An 18,892-nucleotide genomic window follows, 5' to 3' on the forward strand; every position below is an offset into this window, starting at 1 on the left:
GCGGGTGTCAGTACGCCGCGCCAGCCGTGCCGAACCTGTGGGCCCCGCCGGAAGGTGGTCCCCACCGGGCGGGCATGCCGTGGATGACATGCGCTATCCAGATCTCGGCTGTCAGGCTGATCGAACCCGCCTGGCACCTGTCACGCCCTGACAACAGCGGTCAGCGCTTCACCGGCCGGCGCGCCTTGTCGTCGGCGCCGGCTCTTCCGCCGCCGCCACCCATGCTCTCCCTGCGCTGGCTGTCACAAAGTCGGGCATGGAGGGTTGCGTGGGCGATCCGCTCGTTTCCCGGCCTGCACCTACGGCGCGCGGACGCGCTGGCCGCCCGCGGCGCACTCGGCGGGGCCACGCTCCTTTCAGAGCTCTTCGGCTTGCGTGGCCAGTCGAGTCCGGAGGGAATCGAGGATCAGGCCGAGGCCGACGCGAAGCGCTGGTCGAAATCGCCGGGGCCGACGCGGGACAGCGTGGCCGCCAGCGCTGGGTACCGGTCGGTCGGCACCTGATTGGCGGTGATGGCGGTGGAGTCTCTCGCCACTTGCTGCTCCTGGGCGATGCCGAGGATGAGATAGAAGATCGTCCAGTGCGCCCGGGAGGCCCTACGGCCGTCGAAGCCGGCCTCGGTCAAGGTCGACACCACTGCCTCGGCGTAGCGCACCGAGTGCGGGTCCGGGCCGCAGGCGACCCTGATCAATCTGGCGCCGTGGCGGTGCGCGAGCAGCGCGTCGCGCAGCCGCTGGCTCCAGCGTCCAGATCCGCTCGTCCCAGGCCTCATCCGGCCGTCTCCTCACGGCGCGCGAGAGCGAACACGAGCCAGGCGATGGCGCAGACCGCAGCCGACATCAGCAGGGCCCATCCAGTGCCTGCGGCGACGGCAGCACCCATGACGACGACGCCGAGGGTGGCGCCGACCTGACGCACGGCGTTGAGCAGGCCGCCCACCGCACCGGCCGTGCCCGCCGGGGCGACGCCGACAAGGGCCGCGACCAGAGCCGGCAAGGCGTAGGAGACGCCGAAGCCGGTCAGCAGCAGGCCTAACGTGAGCCACGGGTAACCGCCGTCAGCGAAGACCACGCCGGCCAACACGGCCCCTCCAACAGCCAGCAAAGCCAAACCGGCCAGAATCGGACGGCGAGGACCCACCCGTGCCACGAGCTTGCCCGTGAACGGCGGATTGGCCGCGAAAGGAACCGTCAGCGGCAAGAACGCCAGCCCGGTCTGCAGCGGGTCCAGGTGCCGCTCCTGCTGCAACAGCAGCGGCAGCACGAACAGCCCCCCAGTCAACGCGAAGTTCACCGCCGCAGCGGCCAGCAGACCAGCCCGCACCCGGCCTGACCCCAGCAGAGCCTGGTTCAGGACCGGCGCCTGGCTGCGGCGCTCCAGGCCGCAGAACACCAACACCGACACCCCGAACCCCACCGACGACCACGCCGCGTGGGCCCACGCCTGCGAACCGGCAGCGATCAGCGCGTCCGTGAAGAGGGCCAGCACTGCGGCGGCTGCCAGCTGGGCGGGCCAGTCGATCCGGCGGTCACTGCGCGGGCAGGCCACCGCCCGGCCCAGCGTCAGCGCCAGCACCGCCAGGCCGATGGGCACGTTGACCAGGAAAACCGAGCGCCATCCGGCCGCGCCGACCAATGCGCCGCCCGCGATTGGACCGGCCGCAACGGCCGCACCGCTGATCGCGGCCCATGCCGAGACCGCGCGCGCCCGTGCCGCCGGTTCTGGGTAGAGCTGGGCGATCATCGCCATCGAGGCGGGCACGCATGCCGCCGCGGCGACCCCCGAGATTGCACGCAGGAGGACCAGGGCCCACAGCCCCGGGGCGAACGCACTGAGCAAGGATGCGAGCGTGAAGACCGTGATCCCGGCCCGGAAGAGCCGCTCGGCACCGAATCGGTCCGCCGCCGCCCCCGCCGACAGCAGCAGCGCGGCGAACGCCACGGTGTAGCCGGCGGTCGCCCACTGCAACCCGGCCATAGAGGTGTGCAGAGACGACGCCAGATCAGGCTCGGCGACCGACAGCACCGTCATATCCAGCAGCACCATGAAGTAGCCCAGCGAAATGCCCGTCAGGGCGCTGGAACGCCCCTGCGGCGGACGGAGATTCGGCCGTGCAGGTGCAGACGAACTTAAAAGGCTCATGACTGGGACAGCTCCCCGAAGACGACAGTGGGAAGGACGCCAACACTGTGCGTTTCGGCAGGTCAACCGCTCCACCACCGCAGCCGCACGACGCGTTCGGAATTTCCGAACGCTGCGGGCTGTTTGCGCGCGTGTGGAGCTACGCCAACTCAGGACCTTCGAGGCCGTCGTCCGCCACCGAACCGTGACCGATGCCGCCGTCGCGCTCGATCTCGCCCCCTCGTCCGTCTCCCAGCAGATCCGGACCCTCGAGGAAGCACTCGGCGTGGCCCTGTTCGTGCGCGGCCCCAAGGGGATGGAGCTGACCCCCGCCGGACAACGGCTGCGGGGATGGGCACGCTCGTTGCTCGACCAGGCCAAGCAGGCCACCCGCGACGTCAGAGGTGAACGACAACGGCTCCGGCTCGGCGCGCTGGAAACCCTCGCCGGCTCCTACGTGCCCCAGGTGTTCGCCCGATTCGCCGAACGCCGGCCCGACATCGACCTCGAGATCCACACCGAACGCGCCCGCGACGGCCTCCTCACCGACGTGATCGAGGGACGACTCGAAGCCGCCCTGCTGCTCGACTCCGGCGACAACGTCGGCGGACTCGGCTTCCCCGCCCCCGCCGAACCGCTCACCTTCATCGACCTCGACCCGGTCCCCCTCGCGCTGGTATCCGCACCTGCCCACCCGCTCGCCGCCCGAGCCGCACTGACTCCCGACGACCTCAAGCACGAGCGGCTCTTGGTCAACGTGCCAGAGTGCTCGTTCTGGATGGCCGGGAACAAGATCCTCGGACCCGGTCCCCAACGGATCAAAGTCGGAGGCGTCCCGGTGATGCGCGCATGGGCCGAGCACGGACTCGGAATCACGCTGCTACCCCAGTTCGCGGTCGCCGACAGCCTCCAGTCCGGCGCCCTGATCCAACTCGACCTCCCACTCCCGGATCTCAGCCTGCGGCTGATCTGGCGAGAAGACCAGGAGTCGTTGCCTGGCATGCGCGACGTCCTGTACGCCGCAGCCCGCCCCTGAACACCAGACCTCGCCGACCCACCGCGCAGAACCCTGTCCGCCCTTGTGTGGGCCTTGCTGTCCGCCCCTGGGGCGATCTTCATGTCCGCTGACATCCGCGAACTGGTGGCATATGCCGCAGACCTGACAGCCTGCGTGAACGGCTTCGAGTACCGCCCGGCCGATGCCTGAAGCATGGTGCCGAAGACGGCGCCGTGGGTGCCGGAGACGGCACCCACGATTCGACCGGTAGCCTCGATCCACGGCCAGGCGCCCCTCTCCGGGTCACCGAACGCCCGCCACCATCCGAACCGCGTGCCGAGGGCGACGACCAGTGCCACAGCAGCGACGGTGAACACCGCGTACAACGGTCGACGCGACCCGCCAGCCATCCCGTAATGCTGCCGCTACGTGCCGTACCGAGGAAGGGGCCTGATGCCACCAGCCGCGTGCCCGGATCACTGTGGTGCCGTCAGTCGATGCACTCTCGTCACAACCAGCTCGCTACCTGGCGTTACGGTCGGGCGTCGGCTCGACAGTCGCAGTCCATAAACGGGTGGTTGATCAGCCCATCCAGCAACGTCACGTCAATCGGTGTCCCGCGACGCCTCAGACGTGTCGGGCCGGAGCGCCAGGACCACCACCGCAGTTTCGGATGACCGCCGCGCGGCGTAGCCATCCAGGTTCTTGTCGATCTCACGCCAGCGGGCCCACAGCCGCGACCGTTCGTCGCCTGTCGCCGCACGACCACGCACCAGCCGCGGCCCGTCGACCAGGTCAACGGTCGCGTCCGGGTGTGCCTGCAGATTGAGCCACCAGGCCGGCTCGGGCTCCCCCCACCCGTTCATGGCCAGCGAGACCAGATTCGCGTCGTCCTCGAAGTACCCGAGGATCACGCTGCGCTGCTGGCCGGTGCGCCGCCCGACGGTGGTCAGGCGCAGCATTCCGTAGCGGTTGCCGCGCGGACGCGACAGTCCGACGCGGCCGCCGGAACGCCGGACCACGCCCCGATGAGCCGACCAGAACAGCCGAATGAACCAACGAGGCGGCAACCACGGCTTCTTGGCAGGGTGCAGGTCCGACTCGGTCACTGCTTCATCGTATTGGCCGCTGTCACGCACGAACGGCAGCCAGAGCGACAGACCGGATGCGTGATCACGCAAGTCCCGAGGTGACGACGACTTGGTTGCGCGGCTGGCTTCGGCTGGCTGACGGTCTGCTGCGCCTGTAGATGCGCTGAGGCGTCGTCCCGGCCCGGCACCTGCTGGTCAGGGCTTCACGTGCTGCCGTGGGACAGGCGCGCGAGGTGCGGCAGGCATTGTGCGAACTCGGCGACGCTACACACGCCGCACGCCACCCAGGCAACGGTCAGGCTGCCCGTCATCGGCGCCGTCGCGGAGGTTGTCGCTGTCCCAGGGTTGATCGATTGGTTCTGGGTCGGAGTACGGGGGCTGGGCCCGGGCGTCGAGCGCTTCGTCGAGGCCGTCTTCGCGCCCGGTGAGGCGGTCGTAGGCGGGGTGCCACGTAGGCGAGTTTGTTTCCCCTGCATTGACATCATAAGTCGCAAATGTTTCAATAAAGCTGCGCGCTGATGTTAACGTTAACATTGGAGGGCTCCATGTGTAAAGGATGGATGTCCAGGGTCGGAACGCTGCTGCTGTGCGCAGTTCTCGTGGCGCCCGCCGGCGCCGCTCAGGCCGCCGACGCCTGGTCACCCACGTCGTCGTACACCTCCACCGACAAGGGCGACGGCACCTACTCGGTGCCGCTGTTGAACTCCGACGTGCCGGACATCGGCGTGGAGCGGGTCCCGGCCGCGGAGAACGATGAGGGCCGCGACATTTACTACATGATCAGTACGACGATGCACCTGAGCCCCGGCGCGCCGATCATGAAGTCCTACGACCTGGTGAACTGGCAGATCGTCAACTACGTCTTCGACCGAGCGAGTATCGGAGATGCGTTCTCCCTGCGCAACGGGCAGAACTCGTACGGTCAGGGCCAGTGGGCGTCGTCGCTGCGCTACCACGACGGCACTTTCTATGTCGTCTTCAACACCAACAACCTCGGCGGCGCGTACCTCTACCGCACCGACGACATCGACAGCGGGTCGTGGCAGCGCACCCCGCTCGGGCGCGGCCTGCACGACCCGTCACTGTTCTTCGACATCGAGGGCACGCCCTACATCTTCTACGGCTCCGGCGGCATCAGCGCGGTACGCCTCAATTCGAACCTGACGGCCATCGAGCAGGACTACCCCAACATCTTCACCGCGAACAACTACGCCGGCCGGCCCTTCATCGGGGGGCTCTTCGAGGGCGCCCAGTTCTACTACATCGACGGCTACTACTACGCCGTCATCATCACCTGGCCTTCCGGCCAGGGCCGCCAGGTCGTCATGTTCCGTTCCCGGGAGCTGCTCGGGCGCTACACCTCCGCCGGCGGCGTGAACACCTACGAGGCGCGCGGGGTGCTCAACTCCAATGGCTTCGCGCAGGGCAGCCTGGTGCCGATCTCCCGCCCAGGCGGCGGGACCGACTGGTACGGCATGTTCTTCCGTGACACGTTCCCGATCGGGCGGATCCCGGCGCTCATCCCGGCGGCCTGGCAGGACGGGTGGCCGACCTTCGGCACCAACGGCGTCGTCCCGGTCAACGGCGTGTTCGACAAGCCAATCAAGCTCAGCCCGGCGGAGGAACTGTTCGAGCGGCAGAAGAGCATCGTCACCTCGGACGACTTCGCCAACGACGCGCCGCACCGGGCGTACCAGGACGAGGAGTGGACAATCCCGCCGCCGCCCACGTACGACGACTCGCTCCTCGGCGTCGAGCTGCTGCAGAACCCCGGTTTCGAGTCCGGCTCGGTCGCGCCGTGGGGCACCCAGTTCGGCGCGACGATCGGTCTCGACCCGACCGGTCCGGCCACCGGATCGGCGGCGCTGAAGGTGAGCAACCGTACGCTCAACGGCTCCGGCCCCAACCAGTTCCTCAACGGCAAGATGCAGCATGGCGTGACCTACACCGTGTCGGCGAAGGTCAAGTACGCCACAGGCCCGAACGCCATCACGTTCAACCTGGTCGCAGACTGGGGGGCGGGCGTGCAGACGATGGCCTCCCGAAGCGTGCCGATCGGGCAGTGGACCACGGTGTCGGCCCAGTACACCGTGCCCACGACGGCGAACCTGAACAACTTCAAATTCGCGGTCGAGACGCCGTGGGCCAACCCGCAGCCGCCGTCGTCGAGCGTCGACTACCTGATCGACGACGTCTCGATCGTCGGGCAGCCGGTGACGGCCGAGTACCCGACCAAGGAGGAGATCACCCCCAACGGGTCGCGGCTGGACCTGCCGTGGGAGTGGAACCACGCCCCGGACAACCGGTACTGGTCGCTGACCGACCGGGACGGGTGGCTGCGTCTGACCAACGGCAAGGTGGTCACCGGCACGTACATCTACACCAAGCTGTCCAACCGGGCCGAGCTGGCCTGGTTCGAGGAGGCCCGCAACATCCTGTCGCAGCGCACCTTTGGGCCTCGGCAATCGGTCGAGACCCGGATGGACGTCTCCGGCATGAGGAACGGAGACGTCGCCGGCCTGGCCGCCTACAACCGGGGCTTCTCGTACGTGGCGGTCAAGCGCTCCGGCGGGGTGAACACGCTGGGCGTCGTCAACCGGGGGCAGCCGTTTGCGGTCGACCTCGACCAGGCCACGTTGGAGAACTTCCTGCCCGGCACGACCGTGTCGCTCGGTGACGCTACCCAGGTGTACGTGAAGGCGGACCTCGACTTCGCCTCGCCGGTAGGACAGCTCTGGACGACCTTCTACTACAGCCTCGACGGGCTGACCTGGCGCCAGCTGGGCAACCGGGTCGGCCCGCAGGCGCTCGACGGCAGCCTCGCGCACTTCATGGGCCACCGGGTGGGCCTGTTCAACTATGCGACCCAGGAGAGGGGCGGGTACGTCGACTTCGACAACTACCTGCTCAGCGACACGCTGACCGCGCAGGGGCGGCCGCTCGACACCAGCGACCTCGACGCGGCCATCGCCCACGCCGGCACGCTCGACCGGCACTACTACCCGAGGGACGCCTGGGCCGGCATGCAGGCCGCGCTCGGCGACGCGAAGGCCGCCCGGGCCGGCGCCTTCGGCACCCAGAACCAAATCGACGCGCCGGAGCGGGCGCTCAGCTACCACCTGGCCCGGCTCGGTGTCCTCAAGACCGAGAACCCGTCGCTGGACCTCACCGTGGTGGCGGACACCCGGTGCGCCGGCGACAAGGTCATGGTGACGGTGCGGGTGAGCAACGGCGAAGCGATGCACGTGGTGGCCGCGGCGGACTCGACCTACGGGACGCGGCCCTTCGGGGCGGTGCCGCCGGGCAAGGAGAAGGCCCGGTCGTTCGCCACCAACGCGAGCAGCGTGCCGGCCGGTGAGGTGACCGTGGTCGGTTCCGCCAGCTACCAGGGCGAACCGGCCGAGGTGACGGTGCGGGCGCCGTACGCGGCGCGCGCCTGCCCATGAGTGACGGGAGGCAGGGGCGGCATCACGAGCCGCCCCTGCCTCCCGCACCCCGAACCGCTCCGGGCCGTACCGCAACCGCGCCTGGGCACCGAGGAACCGCTTGCGGTTCACCCTGAGATAAGGAGAAGTGCCTTGGAACACGGATTGCTGAGATCGTCTCGACGACGGATCACGGCCGTCGCAGCGGCCCTCACCCTGGCGGTGGGATCCGCCGCCGTCGCGGCGGCGCCCGTCCAGGCCGCCAGCCCGAACCTCATCGTGAACGGCGGGTTCGAGGACGGGCTCGCCAGCTGGTTCGCCAACGACGGCAATGCCTCGGACACCGCCACGCTGTCGACCACGACGGACGCCTACTCCGGCACGGGCGCGGTGCTCGTGACCAACCGGAGCACCACCGGATCGGGCCCGATGCAGAACCTCTCCGGCAAGGTGCAGGCCGGCAAGACCTACCTGGTAACGGCGCGGGTGAAGTACGAGAACGCGAACAGCCCAGCGACCAAGCAGTTCTTCATCACCATGCACTACGGCGGCTCCACCTACACCAACCTCGGCACCGTCACCGTGCCGCGCGGACAGTGGGGGCTCATCCAGGGCACCTTCACGATTCCCGCTGGGCAGAACGTCAGCACCGCACGGATCTTCGTCGAGACCCCGTGGACGGCGAACCCGTCGACCGCGCCGGACACCCACCTGATGGACTTCAAGGTCGACGACGTGACGCTCCAGGAATACGTCGTATCGAAGACGATCGAGGTGGTCGGTAAGCTGCCCGGCGAGCACAACCCGCTCATCGGGCACAAGTTCGGTGCCGACGGGTTCGGCTTCGTGCACGACGGCCGGGTCTACCTCTACATGACCAACGACACCCAGGGCTACGCACCCAACCCGGCCACCGGCGTCTCCCCGGGCATCAACTACGGCGACATCAACCAGATCACCGTGATCTCCTCGGCCGACCTGGTGAACTGGACCGACCACGGCGAGATCCAGGTGGCCGGCCCGAACGGCGTGGCACCGTTCACCGGCAACTCGTGGGCGCCCGGCATCGCCAAGAAGGTCGTCAACGGCGAGGAGAAGTTCTTCCTCTACTACGCCAACGGCGGCGGCTCGAGCAACGTGATAACGGGCGAGTCGCCGCTCGGCCCGTGGACCAGCGAGCGCACCAGCACTCTGATCAACGGCAGCACCCCCGGTGCCGAGGACGTGGCGTGGAAGTTCGACCCAGCACCGCTTGTGGACGACGACGGCCAGGCGTATCTCTACTTCGGCGGTGGCCCGGCGTCGACGAGCATGCCGCCGGTCGAACGCTTCAACAACCCGAAGAACATCCGCAGCATCAAGCTGGGCGAGAACATGATCGCCACCGAGGGGCGCGCGGCCGTGGTCGACGCTCCGGTCGCCTTCGAGGCCGGCCACGTGTTCAAGCGCGAGGGCAAGTACTACCTGTCGTACTCCTCGCACTTCGGCGGGAATGACTTCGGCGGTAACCAGCCGCGGGTGCCCGGCTACCCCGGCGGCGGCCAGATCGGCTACATGATCTCCGACAACCCGATGTCGTGGCCGAAGGAGACCTACGCGGGCGTGCTGTTCCCCAACCAGTCGCAGTTCTTCGGTGCCGGCACCGGCGGCAACAACCACCAGTCGGTGTTCGAGTTCGAGGGCAAGTTCTACTTCACGTACCACGCCCCGACGCTCAACAAGCGCATCAACGGCAACACCACCCAGGGCTACCGCAGCCCGCACATCCAGGAGTTGACCTTCAACCCGGACGGCACCATCCAGCAGGTCGTCGGCGACTACGCTGGTGTCAACCAGGTACGCAACTTCAACCCCTACCGGGTGTTCGAGGCCGAGACCGTGGGCTGGAGTAAGGGCATTGCCACCGGCAAGGTCGACAGCGCCTCCGCCGAGTTCGGCACCCCGGCGCCGAACCTGGTGGTGCGCGACATCGATGAGGGCGACTGGACGGCGCTGTCGGCGGTCGACTTCGGTGCCGACGGGGCGGCCAGCGTGACGGCCACGGTGCGGGCGCTGGCCGCCGACGGAAGCATCGAGGTGCGACTGGACAGCGCGAGCGGTCCGGTGGTCGGCACCATCCCGGTCGACACCCCGACCGGTGAATGGGCACAGGTGACCGCCGACCTGCAGGGCGCCACCGGCGTGCACGACGTCTACTTCACCTACCGCGGCCCGGCCGGGGACGACCTCTTCGAGATCGACTCCTGGGCGTTCGAGGCCGTACCGCCGCTGGACCTGTCCGTCGTGGCGGACACCCGGTGCGTCGGCGAGATGGTGATGGTGACGGTCCGGGCCGCGAACAACGAGGCGATCCACGTGACGGCCTCGGCGACGTCGGCGTACGGGAGCAGGCCATTCGGGTCGGTGCCGCCCGGTAAGGAGAAGTTCCGGTCGTTCCCCACCGGCACCGCCACCGTGCCGGCGGGTGAGGTGACGGTGACGGCCACCGCGACGGTCGACGGCGAGCCCAAGTCTGCCTCGTACAAGGCGAGCTACGCGGCCCGCTCCTGCGGCTGATTCCTCCTGACAGTGGCGGCGGCCCGGCGATGCCGGACCGCCGCCACTGGCGTCAGCCACGATCAGTTGCGATGCCGCCGGCCACCGCCGACATCCTGATCCGCCGCCGACAGCGGCGGCCGCGACAGCAGGGGAGACGGCAACCTTGCGGCAGCGGCAGCGTGGGCCGGCCGCCCGCGCTGAATCCGCTCGCGACATGTAGGCAGCGGGCCGCCGTTGCGCCCGCTGGCGAAGTCGCCGCGTCCTATGTCCGCGAGCGTGCTGGCGGCCGTGACTCGTGCAGTGTGAGCCGACACGCCCAGCGCGGGTGCGGCCAGGCATCATGCGGCCTCGCGGCCGGCTCGGCGCGTCGCGCAGGACAGGTCGCCTCGCGAGACGGCGGCCGCCACGATGCGCTCGGCCCGGCGTCGACGCATGCGCAGCACCGAGGCGCTCACACCGTGCTCGGCCGCCAGCTGCTCGACGAGGGTGTCGCCGAACCGAGTCGCGCTGATCAACTCGGCAGCCTCGCTGGTAATCAGGCCGGCGGCGGCTGCCCGGCCGAGCAGCAGGTCCGGGTGCCCGTAGGGCATCCGCGGTGACCGCGACCCGGTGGACAGATCCAGCGGCAGCTCGTCGCCCTCGTCGGCTTTGATGACCGCGACGCCCGCGCGCCACGCCGCCCAGCACAGCCGTAACCAGAGCCGAGGTGGGGCCAGATCCACCGCGCGCAGCGCCTGGAGGAACCCGGCGAGGACCTCGGAGTCGACGTCGTCGGCGTGCCGGGCATGACCGCGGCTGATCTTCCCGGCGAGGCGTGTCAGCGCCGGCAGCGCCACGCCAATCGCGCCGACGACCCAGGCGGGTCCCTTCTCGCGAGCATGGTGGGCCAAGTGCCGCCAGAGCACATCGGTGGTGTCGCTGTCGTAACGCTCGCACAGCAGCAGCGTGCGCAGCTCGCCCAGCGGTATCGCCGCATCCGGCAAGCCTGGTACCGGGCGTGCGTCGAACACCAGCGGCGCCGGCTCGCAGGTCAGCAGCACGAACGCCGCCTCAGCGGTGGTCAGCGCCGTGTCGGCGCTCCTTGTACGGGTGGTCGTGGCCATGTGATGTCCCCTCGACGGGAGCGTCTCGCCGTGTGCGAACGCTTCGAGACCGTCGATTGGGACAGCCCGACCTGACAGCAGCCAGCGGTTGTCAGACCGGAACAGGCCTTGCCCGGTGCTGTCAGGTTCGCCGCCGCACCGGCCGCACACCCGCCCGCCGGATGGCTGTCAGGCGACCGGGGGACCGGTCCTGTCAGGTCGGGGTCGGGTTCGACGGACCTGACAGCGACGCACTGGGGATCGTCAGTACGTCCCGCTGGCCTGGGGGCCACCGTGCCTATGACCCAGTCCAATCATCGCCGCGCACCGATCCCCGTGGGGGACGTGGTGCCCGGCGACCCTCCCGTGCCGATCACCGTCTGGCCGGTACCCGCCCCACAGCAGGGCGAGACCATGTCCAACCAGATGGGTGTGCGCCTCGTACACAACCTCACCCACCCCGGCGACATGGTCGTCGACCTGGCGCACGGGCCGCAGTTGGCCCGCGCGATCATCGTCGCCCGTCGCCGCAGTCACCTCCCGGCACGCCAGCTCGGCTGGGGTCGGGAGGCGGCCACCCTCATCGTCACCGCATGGCCGCCCGCGGACGGCCGTCCGCCGGCCGAGTTCTTCGAGGCCTGCCGGGGCGCGCTGCTGCCTGGCGGCTGTGTAGCGGTGCTGCTGCCACACGGCGACCCGGTGCTGCCGGTCGACGTCGTCATCGCCGCCAAGCAGGCCGGGCTCGGCTACCTGCAGCACATCGTTGCCGCCCACCGGCCGCCCCGGCGCGGCGACCACACCCAGTTCGACATCCACACCGACGTGCTGATCATGACCCGCAGCGCGACCGGGAACAGCGGCACCGATGGCTGAACCCCTGTCGGTCACCTCGGTCTGGCTGACCTGTCAGCAGCCCGCCCGCGACCAGCGGCGAGGCCGCTACGTCCCGCAGACATCAACCCACCCCGGCAAGATGCTGCCCCACCTCGCCGCGCACGCCATCAGCTCCTACACCGCGCCAGGGGAGCTGGTGCTCGACCCGATGTGCGGGTCCGGGACCACCCTCGTGGAAGCCATGCACCTGGGCCGACACGCCATCGGCGTGGACGTCGAACCCCGGTTCACCGCCCTGGCCGAGGCCAACGTCGCGCTGGCCGCCTCACAGGGCGCGGCCGGCACGGCGGCCGTGCTCACCGGCGACGCCACCGGGCTGCTCGATCTGATGCCCGCGTCCGCGGTCGGACAGGTGAGCCTCGTGCTCACTTCGCCGCCCTACGGGCGCGCAACCCACGGACTCGTCCAGATGACCAAGGCCGGGGTGCGTAAACGCAACCATGTCTACGGCGACCGCGAACGCGGCAACCTGGCCTACGGGGGATGGTCGAGGCTGCTCGACGGGTTCGCGCAGATCCTCGCCGCCAGCTACCAGCTGCTGCGTCCCGGTGGGACTGCAGTCATCACCTGCCGACCCGTACGCCGCCAGCGCGACGATCTGCTTGACCTGCCCGGCGAACTCCTCGCGGTCGCCCGGTCGGTGGGGCTGGTCCCGGTGCAGCGGTGCGCGGCGATGCTCGCCGCCGTCCGTGACGGGCAGATCGTGCACCGGGCCAACATGTTCGGTCTGCTCGCCGTCCGACGCTCCAGGCACGACGGTATTCCCGTGCACTTGGTGGCGCACGAGGACGTGCTGGTCCTGCGACGCTGCTAAAACTCCGCAAGTTCCAACGAACCCATGTGTTGAAGCGGCGAATGCGGGTGTCTGGTGGGCTGGTCATGTCATGCCACCCGGACACTCGGGTTTCGGAACCACCCTAATACGGCAGCCGCCGTTCGGGATCATGGCTGGAGTTCGAGGTTGAGGCGTCGGGTGTAGTGGGCTTGTCGGGCTCGGGCTTGATGCTGGCGCCGCCACTGTGACCAGCGCAGACGGTGGGCGAGGTTGCTGAGCGGGTGGATGATGCAGGCGTTGATCAGGCGGCGGACCTCGTTGACCGTGAGCTTGATCAGTCCGGTGTCGGCAGGCTCGTCGTCGGTGGCGTCGGCGGCGCAGATCGCCAGGACGGCGAGGGCGGCCAGGGCGAGGGTGGTGAACCGGTGCCAGGAGTCCCAGCGGCGGACCTGGTGCTGGTCGAGGCCGACCTGACCCTTGGCGGCTTGGAAGCTTTCCTCGACCGTCCACCGGATGCCCGCGACCCGCACGAGTTGGGCCAGGGTGGCCGGTTGTGGGGTCCAGCAGCGGTAGAAGGCCAGCTCACCGGTGGTGGTGTTGCGGCGGATCAGGAGGCTGTGGTTGCCACCGTCGTCGGGGTCGGCGTCGGTGGTGACCTCATCCAGCCAGGCCCAGTCGTAGAAGCGGGGCCCTTTCGACCCGGCTCCCGCGCTGCGGCGCTGCCACGCTGGGGCCGGTAGTTCGGCGGCGATGCGGTCGGCGCGGATCTTGACCTTGCCGCCGTCGAGGGGCACCAGGTGGCTGCGGGACACGGCCAGGACATAGCCCAGCTGGTGTTGGCGCAGGTGGGCGCGGAAGACGCTGCTGTTGCCGTAGGCCTCGTCGGCGGCCGCCCACCCGGCGGGGACGCCGGCGTCGAGGGCCCCGGTGATCATCTCGGCGGCCAGCTCGGACTTCGTGGCGAAGGCGACCCCGTCGGGGACTCCGGCGGCCTGGCAGCGGTCCCGGTCATCGGTCCAGGACACCGGCAGGTAGACCCTGCGGTCGATCAGCGTGTGCCCGTGCCGGCTGGCGTAGCCGCAGAACACCCCTACCTGGGCGTTCTCAATCCTGCCGGCGGTGCCCGTGTACTGGCGTTGCACCCCGACCGTGTGCACGCCCTTCTTCAGGTCTCCGGTCTCGTCAACGACCAGCACCGCGTCCGGGTCACCGAACCGGTCGACGATCACCGTCCGCACGTCGTCGCGGACGGCGTCGGCGTCCCACACCGCCCGATACAACAACCTCTGCATCGCATCCGGCCGGGCGTGTCCGGCCTGCTCCGCCAACTGCCAGCACGTCTTGACCTCGATATCGGCCAGCAGCCCCGTCACAAACGCCGCCGCCGACCGCCGCGGCTCGACCCGCCCGAACCGTCCCGCGAACGCATCGCACACCCCGGCCAGGACCTGCCGCCACCGGGCAGGGTTTACGCTGTGGCACGCGGCCACCGCCAAATCTGAAGTTATGTCCACAGCAGACAGACGATCACGCGGTGGCCGCACCTCGCCTACCGGCCCCACCAGCGACATCTCAAACGGCGGCTGCCGTACTAAGCGATGTCTCGTAACGCGATGGCTGTCCGGTCCGGATTGCCGGTGATCATCAGCCGTGCGCGTCGGCGGTCGCCCAAGCCCTCGGGCAGCGCAGCCTCAAGCCGGATTTCCGGCTGGCAGGCGGCTCAAGATGGTCCGGGCCAGCGCGGCGAGCCGGGTTCGTAGGTCGTCGTCGGCCCGTCCACCGAGGCCGTCTTCGAGATGCGCGGCCAGGGCGGTGACCGCCGGGAGCAGGTCATCCAGCGGGCTGCCCTCGTGTCCCACCACGTAGAGACGGTGGGTTCCCACCTCGGCGGGGATGCTGCGGTCGAGGATCCTCTCGCAGGTGTCGGCGGCGATCAGCGCCACCGCAGTTGGCAGGTCCGGTTCTGGGAGCCCGAGTTCGTCGGTGACCGCCGCCAGGCGCCGATTCGCGTCGTGCGCCGGCAGTGTCCGCGCTGACTCGGCCGCGAGCGCCACCACGGCGTCGCCGTTGACGCCGGCAACCAGCAGGTCGCAGGCCAGCATTACCGCGTAGTGCGGGTCGGCGTCATCAAGCAGCGCCCGGGCTTGTTCGGTCCGAAGCCGGCGAAGAAGTTCGTCATCCACGCGCCGAGGCTAAGGGACGCTTCGTAGCCCCGCGCGTCTATCTGGCGTGGATGGTCGGGCAGGATGCCTGGGTGCAGGTGATCACCGCGGCCCGGTCTGAGTGGATCTTCCCGTTCACGGGATTGCAGCCCGCCCAGTTCCGCAAGCTGGTCCGGCTGGTCGCCGAGCGTGGCGGTGACGGGGTCGCCGATGGTAGGCCGGGCCGCCAGTGGGCACTTGATCTGGCCGACCGCGTGTTGCTGGTGGCCACACCTACTGGCGTACAAATCTCACGATGCGCCAGATCGGTCCGCTGTTCGGGGTGTCGCACTCCGCGGCGCACCGGGTCATCGACACCCTCGCGCCGCTGCTGGCCCTGGCACCGGTGCGTAAGCGGCCCGTCGAGCAGATCGCGATCGTCGACGGGACGCTGATCCCGACCCGCGATCACCGCTTGGCTGCCCGAAGCAAGAATTACCGGTACTCGATGAACCTGCAGGTTGCCATCGACGCCAACACACGCCTGGTCATCGCCGTCGGCGACCCGCAGCCCGGCAACCGCAACGACACGATCGTCTACCGCACCTCCGGCATCCAGGAGAAGCTGGACGGGCGGCCGGTGATGGCCGACGGCGGCTACCGGGGCAACCCCGAGGTGATCATGCCGTACCGCAAGCCCGCCGACGGCAGCGACCTGCCCGCCTGGAAGCAAGCCCTCAACGTCGAACACCGCACCGTCCGAGCAGGAGTCGAACACGCCCTGGCCAGGATGAAGTCCTTCAAGATCCTGCGCCACTACCGCCGCGCCGCCCACACATTGGCCGACGCCGCATCTGGCACCGCCAACCTCCACAACATTGTTCTCACCGGGTAGGCACCGGGCCGGTGCGGGGCAACGCCCTCACCCAGTTACGAGACGTCCCTTAGCGGTCAGTGACCACGCGGAGGCTCGGCACTACGCAGGACTCACGACTTCCTTCGATCGGACCGTTTGGTTCAGTTGAGCGGTAGCAGCTATCGCCGGGCGGGCGGCGGCGCATCTGTCGTCGCCCTATGGTCAATCAGCGACTGGGTGAAGCTTGTTGAGTGCCATGTCGATGCGGCGGCGTCCCTCAATACTCATCGTGACGGCCAACCTCCACGAACCGAGGCGCAGATCTGCTTGATCAGTGCGCTCGATCCTGGAATGTGTCACGCTCCGCCGCGTGCGAATCTCTGCGGATGTTCTGCGAGCGGCTGCAGCCGACGCCGCCTCCCCGGCCTGGAAAGTCGTCTGGGAGCAGTCCTGCCGTCAGGGAACCTGCGATCCGGCCAGCGCAGCTCTGCTGCCGTGGTTAGCTTCGACGATCGTTGGGTTCGGCGACGATCAGCGAGAAACGCCGTTGGCTCTGGCCGGCTTCATCGCGGTGGATGCCACTGACGCGGACCGCGCAACCTACGCCAACGAGATCGAGGCCTTGCGCGCCCTTGCGGTCGACCGCCTGTCAGAAGCCTCCAACGATCCCGCCTTCGTCTATCTCCTCCAGGCGATTCGCGGCTTGGAGGGCGACGAGCTCTGGGGGAAAGAACTCGACCACCTCAACGACGGCGAAATCGACGTGCGATGCCCCGAGTGCAGCGAGGAAACACTGGTGGAGCTACTGGCCGACGATCTCGACATCACCCCCGGTTTACCGTCGGAGCTGGCGGAACGTCTGCATGCTGAGGCTCTCAACGCTGGCCGAGGAGCAGTGGCCACCGGCTTGGCTCGCCTTTTCGGGCAGCTTGTCTGTCCCGAATGCGGGGCAGCCTTCGATATCGCGGACAATCTTGCTGGCGTCTCGCAGCCCCGGGGATAGCCGGATTGCCACGGGTCGTTGTGCTACCGGTCGAGACAGTAGCGGTGCCCTGACCGCTACTGAAAGGAGGGACGTTGTGGATCGGGTGGTGGAAGCACTAATCGCGAGCATCGCCGCTCTCGAGTCGGTCCTCCAGCAGCACCAGGACGACCGATCGGCCGGCAACGCGCTCGAGGAGATTGCGTACCACCTTGGCGAGATGGAGCCGGATGAGCGCCGGGAGTTCGACGCCGCCATTGAGCGCGTCGCCACCAGGTGGGAAGCGGATGATCCGGACCGAGGTTATGGCGACTGGATCCGCCGGCTACCCGGCCAGCTGGGGCTCCGCTGACGCTGCCCTCACCCCTCCGGACAAGATCACGCGCGCCAGGTCGGTCACCTTGGCGGCCATCAGGCCCTCCAGGGCGGCAGGCCCGTCGTCATCGAGGACGTCCGTCGCCGCCAGGATCTCGACGACATGGTCGAGGTTGAGGAAGTACTGGGCGGTTAGGGCGCCGAGACCGCTGGCCTGGATGCGGCCCGGTTCGCGCTGGTCGGAGAACAGCCGGACGAGGACGCGTTGCATGGCGCGTTGCGCGGTGGGTCTCCAGCCGAGAGGGTGTGGGCTAGGTGCAGTGCCCAGACCAGACAGGGAATGTCCGACGGTGGCGCGGTGCGCAGGGTCGACGGCGGCGTTCAGGTAGTCGCGTGGTCCCGGCGGCAGCAGCGCCGGTTGCAGCCAGGGTGCTGACCGGTCGAGCGGCGGGAGGTGGAGCCTGCTTCAGCGGGCGCCCCTTGGTGCTGTAGCGGCGTGGCTCATCGAGGGCCCGTCGTTATCTCCGAAGTTCGACCGTCACTGTGTTCGTCGCATTGACGCTTGGGTGACGGGTTCCACTCGGCCATGGCTTGATCTGGAGTGCGCTCCAAGTTTTACGTTCCTTCCATGGCCGATGGAAACGCTCTCCCGCAGCGGGAGCCGACGCTCACGATCGCCCAGGTCGCGGAGCGGACCGGGCTCTCTCCGGACGCCCTGCGCTACTACGAGCGCGCGGGGCTGATCGAACGGGTCGGCCGCACCACCGGAAACCAGCGGCGTTATGCCGCAGCCGATCTGGCCTGGCTGGAGTTCTTGCTGCGCCTGCGGGAGACGGGGATGCCGATCAGCGGCATGCAGCACTACGCGCAGCTACGGGCCGTCGGCGATGCCACCGTCGTCGACCGGCTGGCCCTACTGCGTGAGCACCGCCGCGACCTCGCCGCGCGCATCCACAGCCTGCAGCGCAATGCCACGGCCCTGGACAACAAGATCGATCACTACGAACAGCTGCTCGACGAGCAGCCGGAAACGGACACCCCTGCATGAGCACCCCTCCCGCCGCCGAGACTCGCCGGGACCGCTTCGACCACGGCATGAAGGTCCTCAGCCGCGTCGACGGCGAGGCCGGTCAGCGCGTCATCGACGCCCTCGCCGACATCAACCCGGAACTCGGATACCAAGTCGTCGCCTGGGCCTTCGGCGAGATGTATGACCGCCCCGGTCTGCCGCCGCGCGACCGGCAACTGGTCACCCTCGGCATGCTCACCGCCCTCGGCGGCTGCGAGGCCCAGCTGGAAGTCCACATCAACGCCGCCCTCAATGTCGGCCTGGCTCCCGATGAGGTCGTCGAGGCGTTGCTGCACTCCGCCGTCTACTGCGGTATGCCCAAGGCCGTCAACGCCACCTTCGTCGCGAAGAAGGTCTTCGGCGAACGCGGCCTTCTGCCGGTCAAACCCGAGTAACCCGGCACCGCAATCCACGGCTTGGACCTCCGCATGACATCCGGTGGTGGGTGGAGCCTCACCAGCACCGTGGCATCGGCGGCGTTGCTGACGGCCGGCAGCGCAGTTCGGGCGGGACCACCGATGCCCGGGTCGATGTGATCCGCGGCTTCGACGGCGCGCCCAACGGGTGAGAACCGGACTTGTGGGCGCGGTCGCTGGACGTGGCGTT

General features: G+C 68.9%; 16 protein-coding genes and 1 pseudogene. 10 read left to right on the forward strand and 7 right to left on the reverse strand.

Translation table 11 applies throughout. From position 1 onward, the window contains the following. Positions 1-406: 406 nt before the first annotated feature. On the reverse strand, positions 407-772 hold the full coding sequence (locus tag GA0070620_RS00750) for a TetR/AcrR family transcriptional regulator C-terminal domain-containing protein (RefSeq protein ID WP_091587503.1): 366 nt from the start codon (positions 770-772) through the stop codon (positions 407-409). Further along, positions 769-2,073 (reverse strand): MFS transporter, encoded by a 1,305-nt coding sequence (locus GA0070620_RS00755; protein ID WP_407940033.1) that lies wholly within the window; start codon positions 2,071-2,073, stop codon positions 769-771. Before GA0070620_RS00755 ends, GA0070620_RS00750 begins: the two co-directional genes overlap by 4 nt. A 67-nt stretch (positions 2,074-2,140) precedes the next feature. On the opposite strand from GA0070620_RS00755, the gene GA0070620_RS00760 reads away from it, so the two are divergent. Beyond that, the gene (locus GA0070620_RS00760) at positions 2,141-3,157 is read left to right on the forward strand and encodes a LysR family transcriptional regulator (RefSeq protein WP_197677515.1); all 1,017 of its coding nucleotides are present in this window, start codon (positions 2,141-2,143) and stop codon (positions 3,155-3,157) included. Between the two features lie 566 nt (positions 3,158-3,723). Here GA0070620_RS00760 and GA0070620_RS00765 read toward each other — a convergent pair. Further along, on the reverse strand, positions 3,724-4,227 hold the full coding sequence (locus GA0070620_RS00765; protein ID WP_231922094.1) for a nitroreductase/quinone reductase family protein: 504 nt from the start codon (positions 4,225-4,227) through the stop codon (positions 3,724-3,726). Between the two features lie 542 nt (positions 4,228-4,769). On the opposite strand from GA0070620_RS00765, the gene GA0070620_RS00770 reads away from it, so the two are divergent. Both GA0070620_RS00770 and GA0070620_RS00775 read left to right on the forward strand, forming a co-directional pair. Next, positions 4,770-7,655: a beta-xylosidase family glycoside hydrolase gene (locus GA0070620_RS00770; RefSeq protein ID WP_091587511.1), complete on the forward strand. Its 2,886-nt coding sequence runs from the start codon at positions 4,770-4,772 to the stop codon at positions 7,653-7,655. A 201-nt stretch (positions 7,656-7,856) separates the two neighbouring features. Beyond that, positions 7,857-10,190 carry a family 43 glycosylhydrolase gene (locus GA0070620_RS00775; protein WP_231922098.1) on the forward strand — a complete coding sequence of 778 codons (2,334 nt, stop codon included), beginning with the start codon at positions 7,857-7,859 and terminating at the stop codon, positions 10,188-10,190. Between the two features lie 320 nt (positions 10,191-10,510). On the opposite strand, the gene GA0070620_RS00780 is transcribed toward GA0070620_RS00775, so the two are convergent. Then, positions 10,511-11,275, reverse strand: coding sequence for a hypothetical protein (locus GA0070620_RS00780; RefSeq protein ID WP_091587517.1), 765 nt, complete (start codon positions 11,273-11,275; stop codon positions 10,511-10,513). 393 nt (positions 11,276-11,668) lie between these two features. Between GA0070620_RS00780 and GA0070620_RS00785 the strand changes: the two genes are divergently transcribed. Together GA0070620_RS00785 and GA0070620_RS00790 are read left to right on the forward strand one after the other, a co-directional pair. Then, complete coding sequence (locus GA0070620_RS00785; protein WP_231922099.1) at positions 11,669-12,127, forward strand: hypothetical protein; 459 nt, start codon at positions 11,669-11,671, stop codon at positions 12,125-12,127. After that, the gene (locus GA0070620_RS00790) at positions 12,120-12,962 is read left to right on the forward strand and encodes a TRM11 family SAM-dependent methyltransferase (RefSeq protein WP_091587520.1); all 843 of its coding nucleotides are present in this window, start codon (positions 12,120-12,122) and stop codon (positions 12,960-12,962) included. Before GA0070620_RS00785 ends, GA0070620_RS00790 begins: the two co-directional genes overlap by 8 nt. Before the next feature lie 128 nt (positions 12,963-13,090). Here the strand turns inward: GA0070620_RS00790 and GA0070620_RS00795 are convergent, their stop codons facing one another. Together GA0070620_RS00795 and GA0070620_RS00800 are read right to left on the reverse strand one after the other, a co-directional pair. Beyond that, positions 13,091-14,413: an IS701 family transposase gene (locus GA0070620_RS00795; protein WP_091587524.1), complete on the reverse strand. Its 1,323-nt coding sequence runs from the start codon at positions 14,411-14,413 to the stop codon at positions 13,091-13,093. A gap of 201 nt (positions 14,414-14,614) precedes the next feature. Next, complete coding sequence (locus GA0070620_RS00800; protein WP_091587527.1) at positions 14,615-15,106, reverse strand: hypothetical protein; 492 nt, start codon at positions 15,104-15,106, stop codon at positions 14,615-14,617. 71 nt (positions 15,107-15,177) lie between these two features. Between GA0070620_RS00800 and GA0070620_RS00805 the strand changes: the two are divergent. From GA0070620_RS00805 to GA0070620_RS00815, 3 genes and pseudogenes are all read left to right on the forward strand, one after another. After that, positions 15,178-15,959, forward strand: a pseudogene (locus GA0070620_RS00805) (transposase family protein). 295 nt (positions 15,960-16,254) lie between these two features. Next, on the forward strand, positions 16,255-16,923 hold the full coding sequence (locus GA0070620_RS00810) for a hypothetical protein (protein ID WP_157741485.1): 669 nt from the start codon (positions 16,255-16,257) through the stop codon (positions 16,921-16,923). A 76-nt stretch (positions 16,924-16,999) separates the two neighbouring features. Continuing rightward, positions 17,000-17,254 (forward strand): hypothetical protein, encoded by a 255-nt coding sequence (locus tag GA0070620_RS00815; RefSeq protein ID WP_157741486.1) that lies wholly within the window; start codon positions 17,000-17,002, stop codon positions 17,252-17,254. Here GA0070620_RS00815 and GA0070620_RS00820 read toward each other — a convergent pair. Then, positions 17,228-17,488, reverse strand: a complete 261-nt coding sequence (locus GA0070620_RS00820; protein ID WP_091587534.1) for a hypothetical protein — start codon at positions 17,486-17,488, stop codon at positions 17,228-17,230. The genes GA0070620_RS00815 and GA0070620_RS00820 overlap by 27 nt on opposite strands. 357 nt (positions 17,489-17,845) lie before the next feature. Between GA0070620_RS00820 and GA0070620_RS00825 the strand changes: the two genes are divergently transcribed. After that, positions 17,846-18,265 (forward strand): MerR family transcriptional regulator, encoded by a 420-nt coding sequence (locus tag GA0070620_RS00825; protein ID WP_091587536.1) that lies wholly within the window; start codon positions 17,846-17,848, stop codon positions 18,263-18,265. Then, the gene (locus tag GA0070620_RS00830; RefSeq protein WP_091587539.1) at positions 18,262-18,681 is read left to right on the forward strand and encodes a carboxymuconolactone decarboxylase family protein; all 420 of its coding nucleotides are present in this window, start codon (positions 18,262-18,264) and stop codon (positions 18,679-18,681) included. Before GA0070620_RS00825 ends, GA0070620_RS00830 begins: the two co-directional genes overlap by 4 nt. The last annotated feature ends 211 nt before the right edge of the window (positions 18,682-18,892 follow it).

This window comes from Micromonospora krabiensis, from assembly GCF_900091425.1.
GTDB lineage: Bacteria > Actinomycetota > Actinomycetes > Mycobacteriales > Micromonosporaceae > Micromonospora > Micromonospora krabiensis.

Excerpts from the sequence above, each read along its gene's own strand:
- GA0070620_RS00825 (WP_091587536.1), top strand. The coding sequence starts at position 17,846 with ATGGCCGATGGAAACGCTCTCCCGCAGCGGGAGCCGACGCTCACGATC.
- GA0070620_RS00760 (WP_197677515.1), top strand. The coding sequence starts at position 2,141 with ATGACTGGGACAGCTCCCCGAAGACGACAGTGGGAAGGACGCCAACAC.
- GA0070620_RS00780 (WP_091587517.1), bottom strand. The coding sequence starts at position 11,275 with ATGGCCACGACCACCCGTACAAGGAGCGCCGACACGGCGCTGACCACC.
- GA0070620_RS00770 (WP_091587511.1), top strand. The coding sequence starts at position 4,770 with ATGTCCAGGGTCGGAACGCTGCTGCTGTGCGCAGTTCTCGTGGCGCCC.
- GA0070620_RS00830 (WP_091587539.1), top strand. The coding sequence starts at position 18,262 with ATGAGCACCCCTCCCGCCGCCGAGACTCGCCGGGACCGCTTCGACCAC.
- GA0070620_RS00790 (WP_091587520.1), top strand. The coding sequence starts at position 12,120 with ATGGCTGAACCCCTGTCGGTCACCTCGGTCTGGCTGACCTGTCAGCAG.
- GA0070620_RS00750 (WP_091587503.1), bottom strand. The coding sequence starts at position 772 with ATGAGGCCTGGGACGAGCGGATCTGGACGCTGGAGCCAGCGGCTGCGC.
- GA0070620_RS00785 (WP_231922099.1), top strand. The coding sequence starts at position 11,669 with ATGTCCAACCAGATGGGTGTGCGCCTCGTACACAACCTCACCCACCCC.
- GA0070620_RS00820 (WP_091587534.1), bottom strand. The coding sequence starts at position 17,488 with ATGCAACGCGTCCTCGTCCGGCTGTTCTCCGACCAGCGCGAACCGGGC.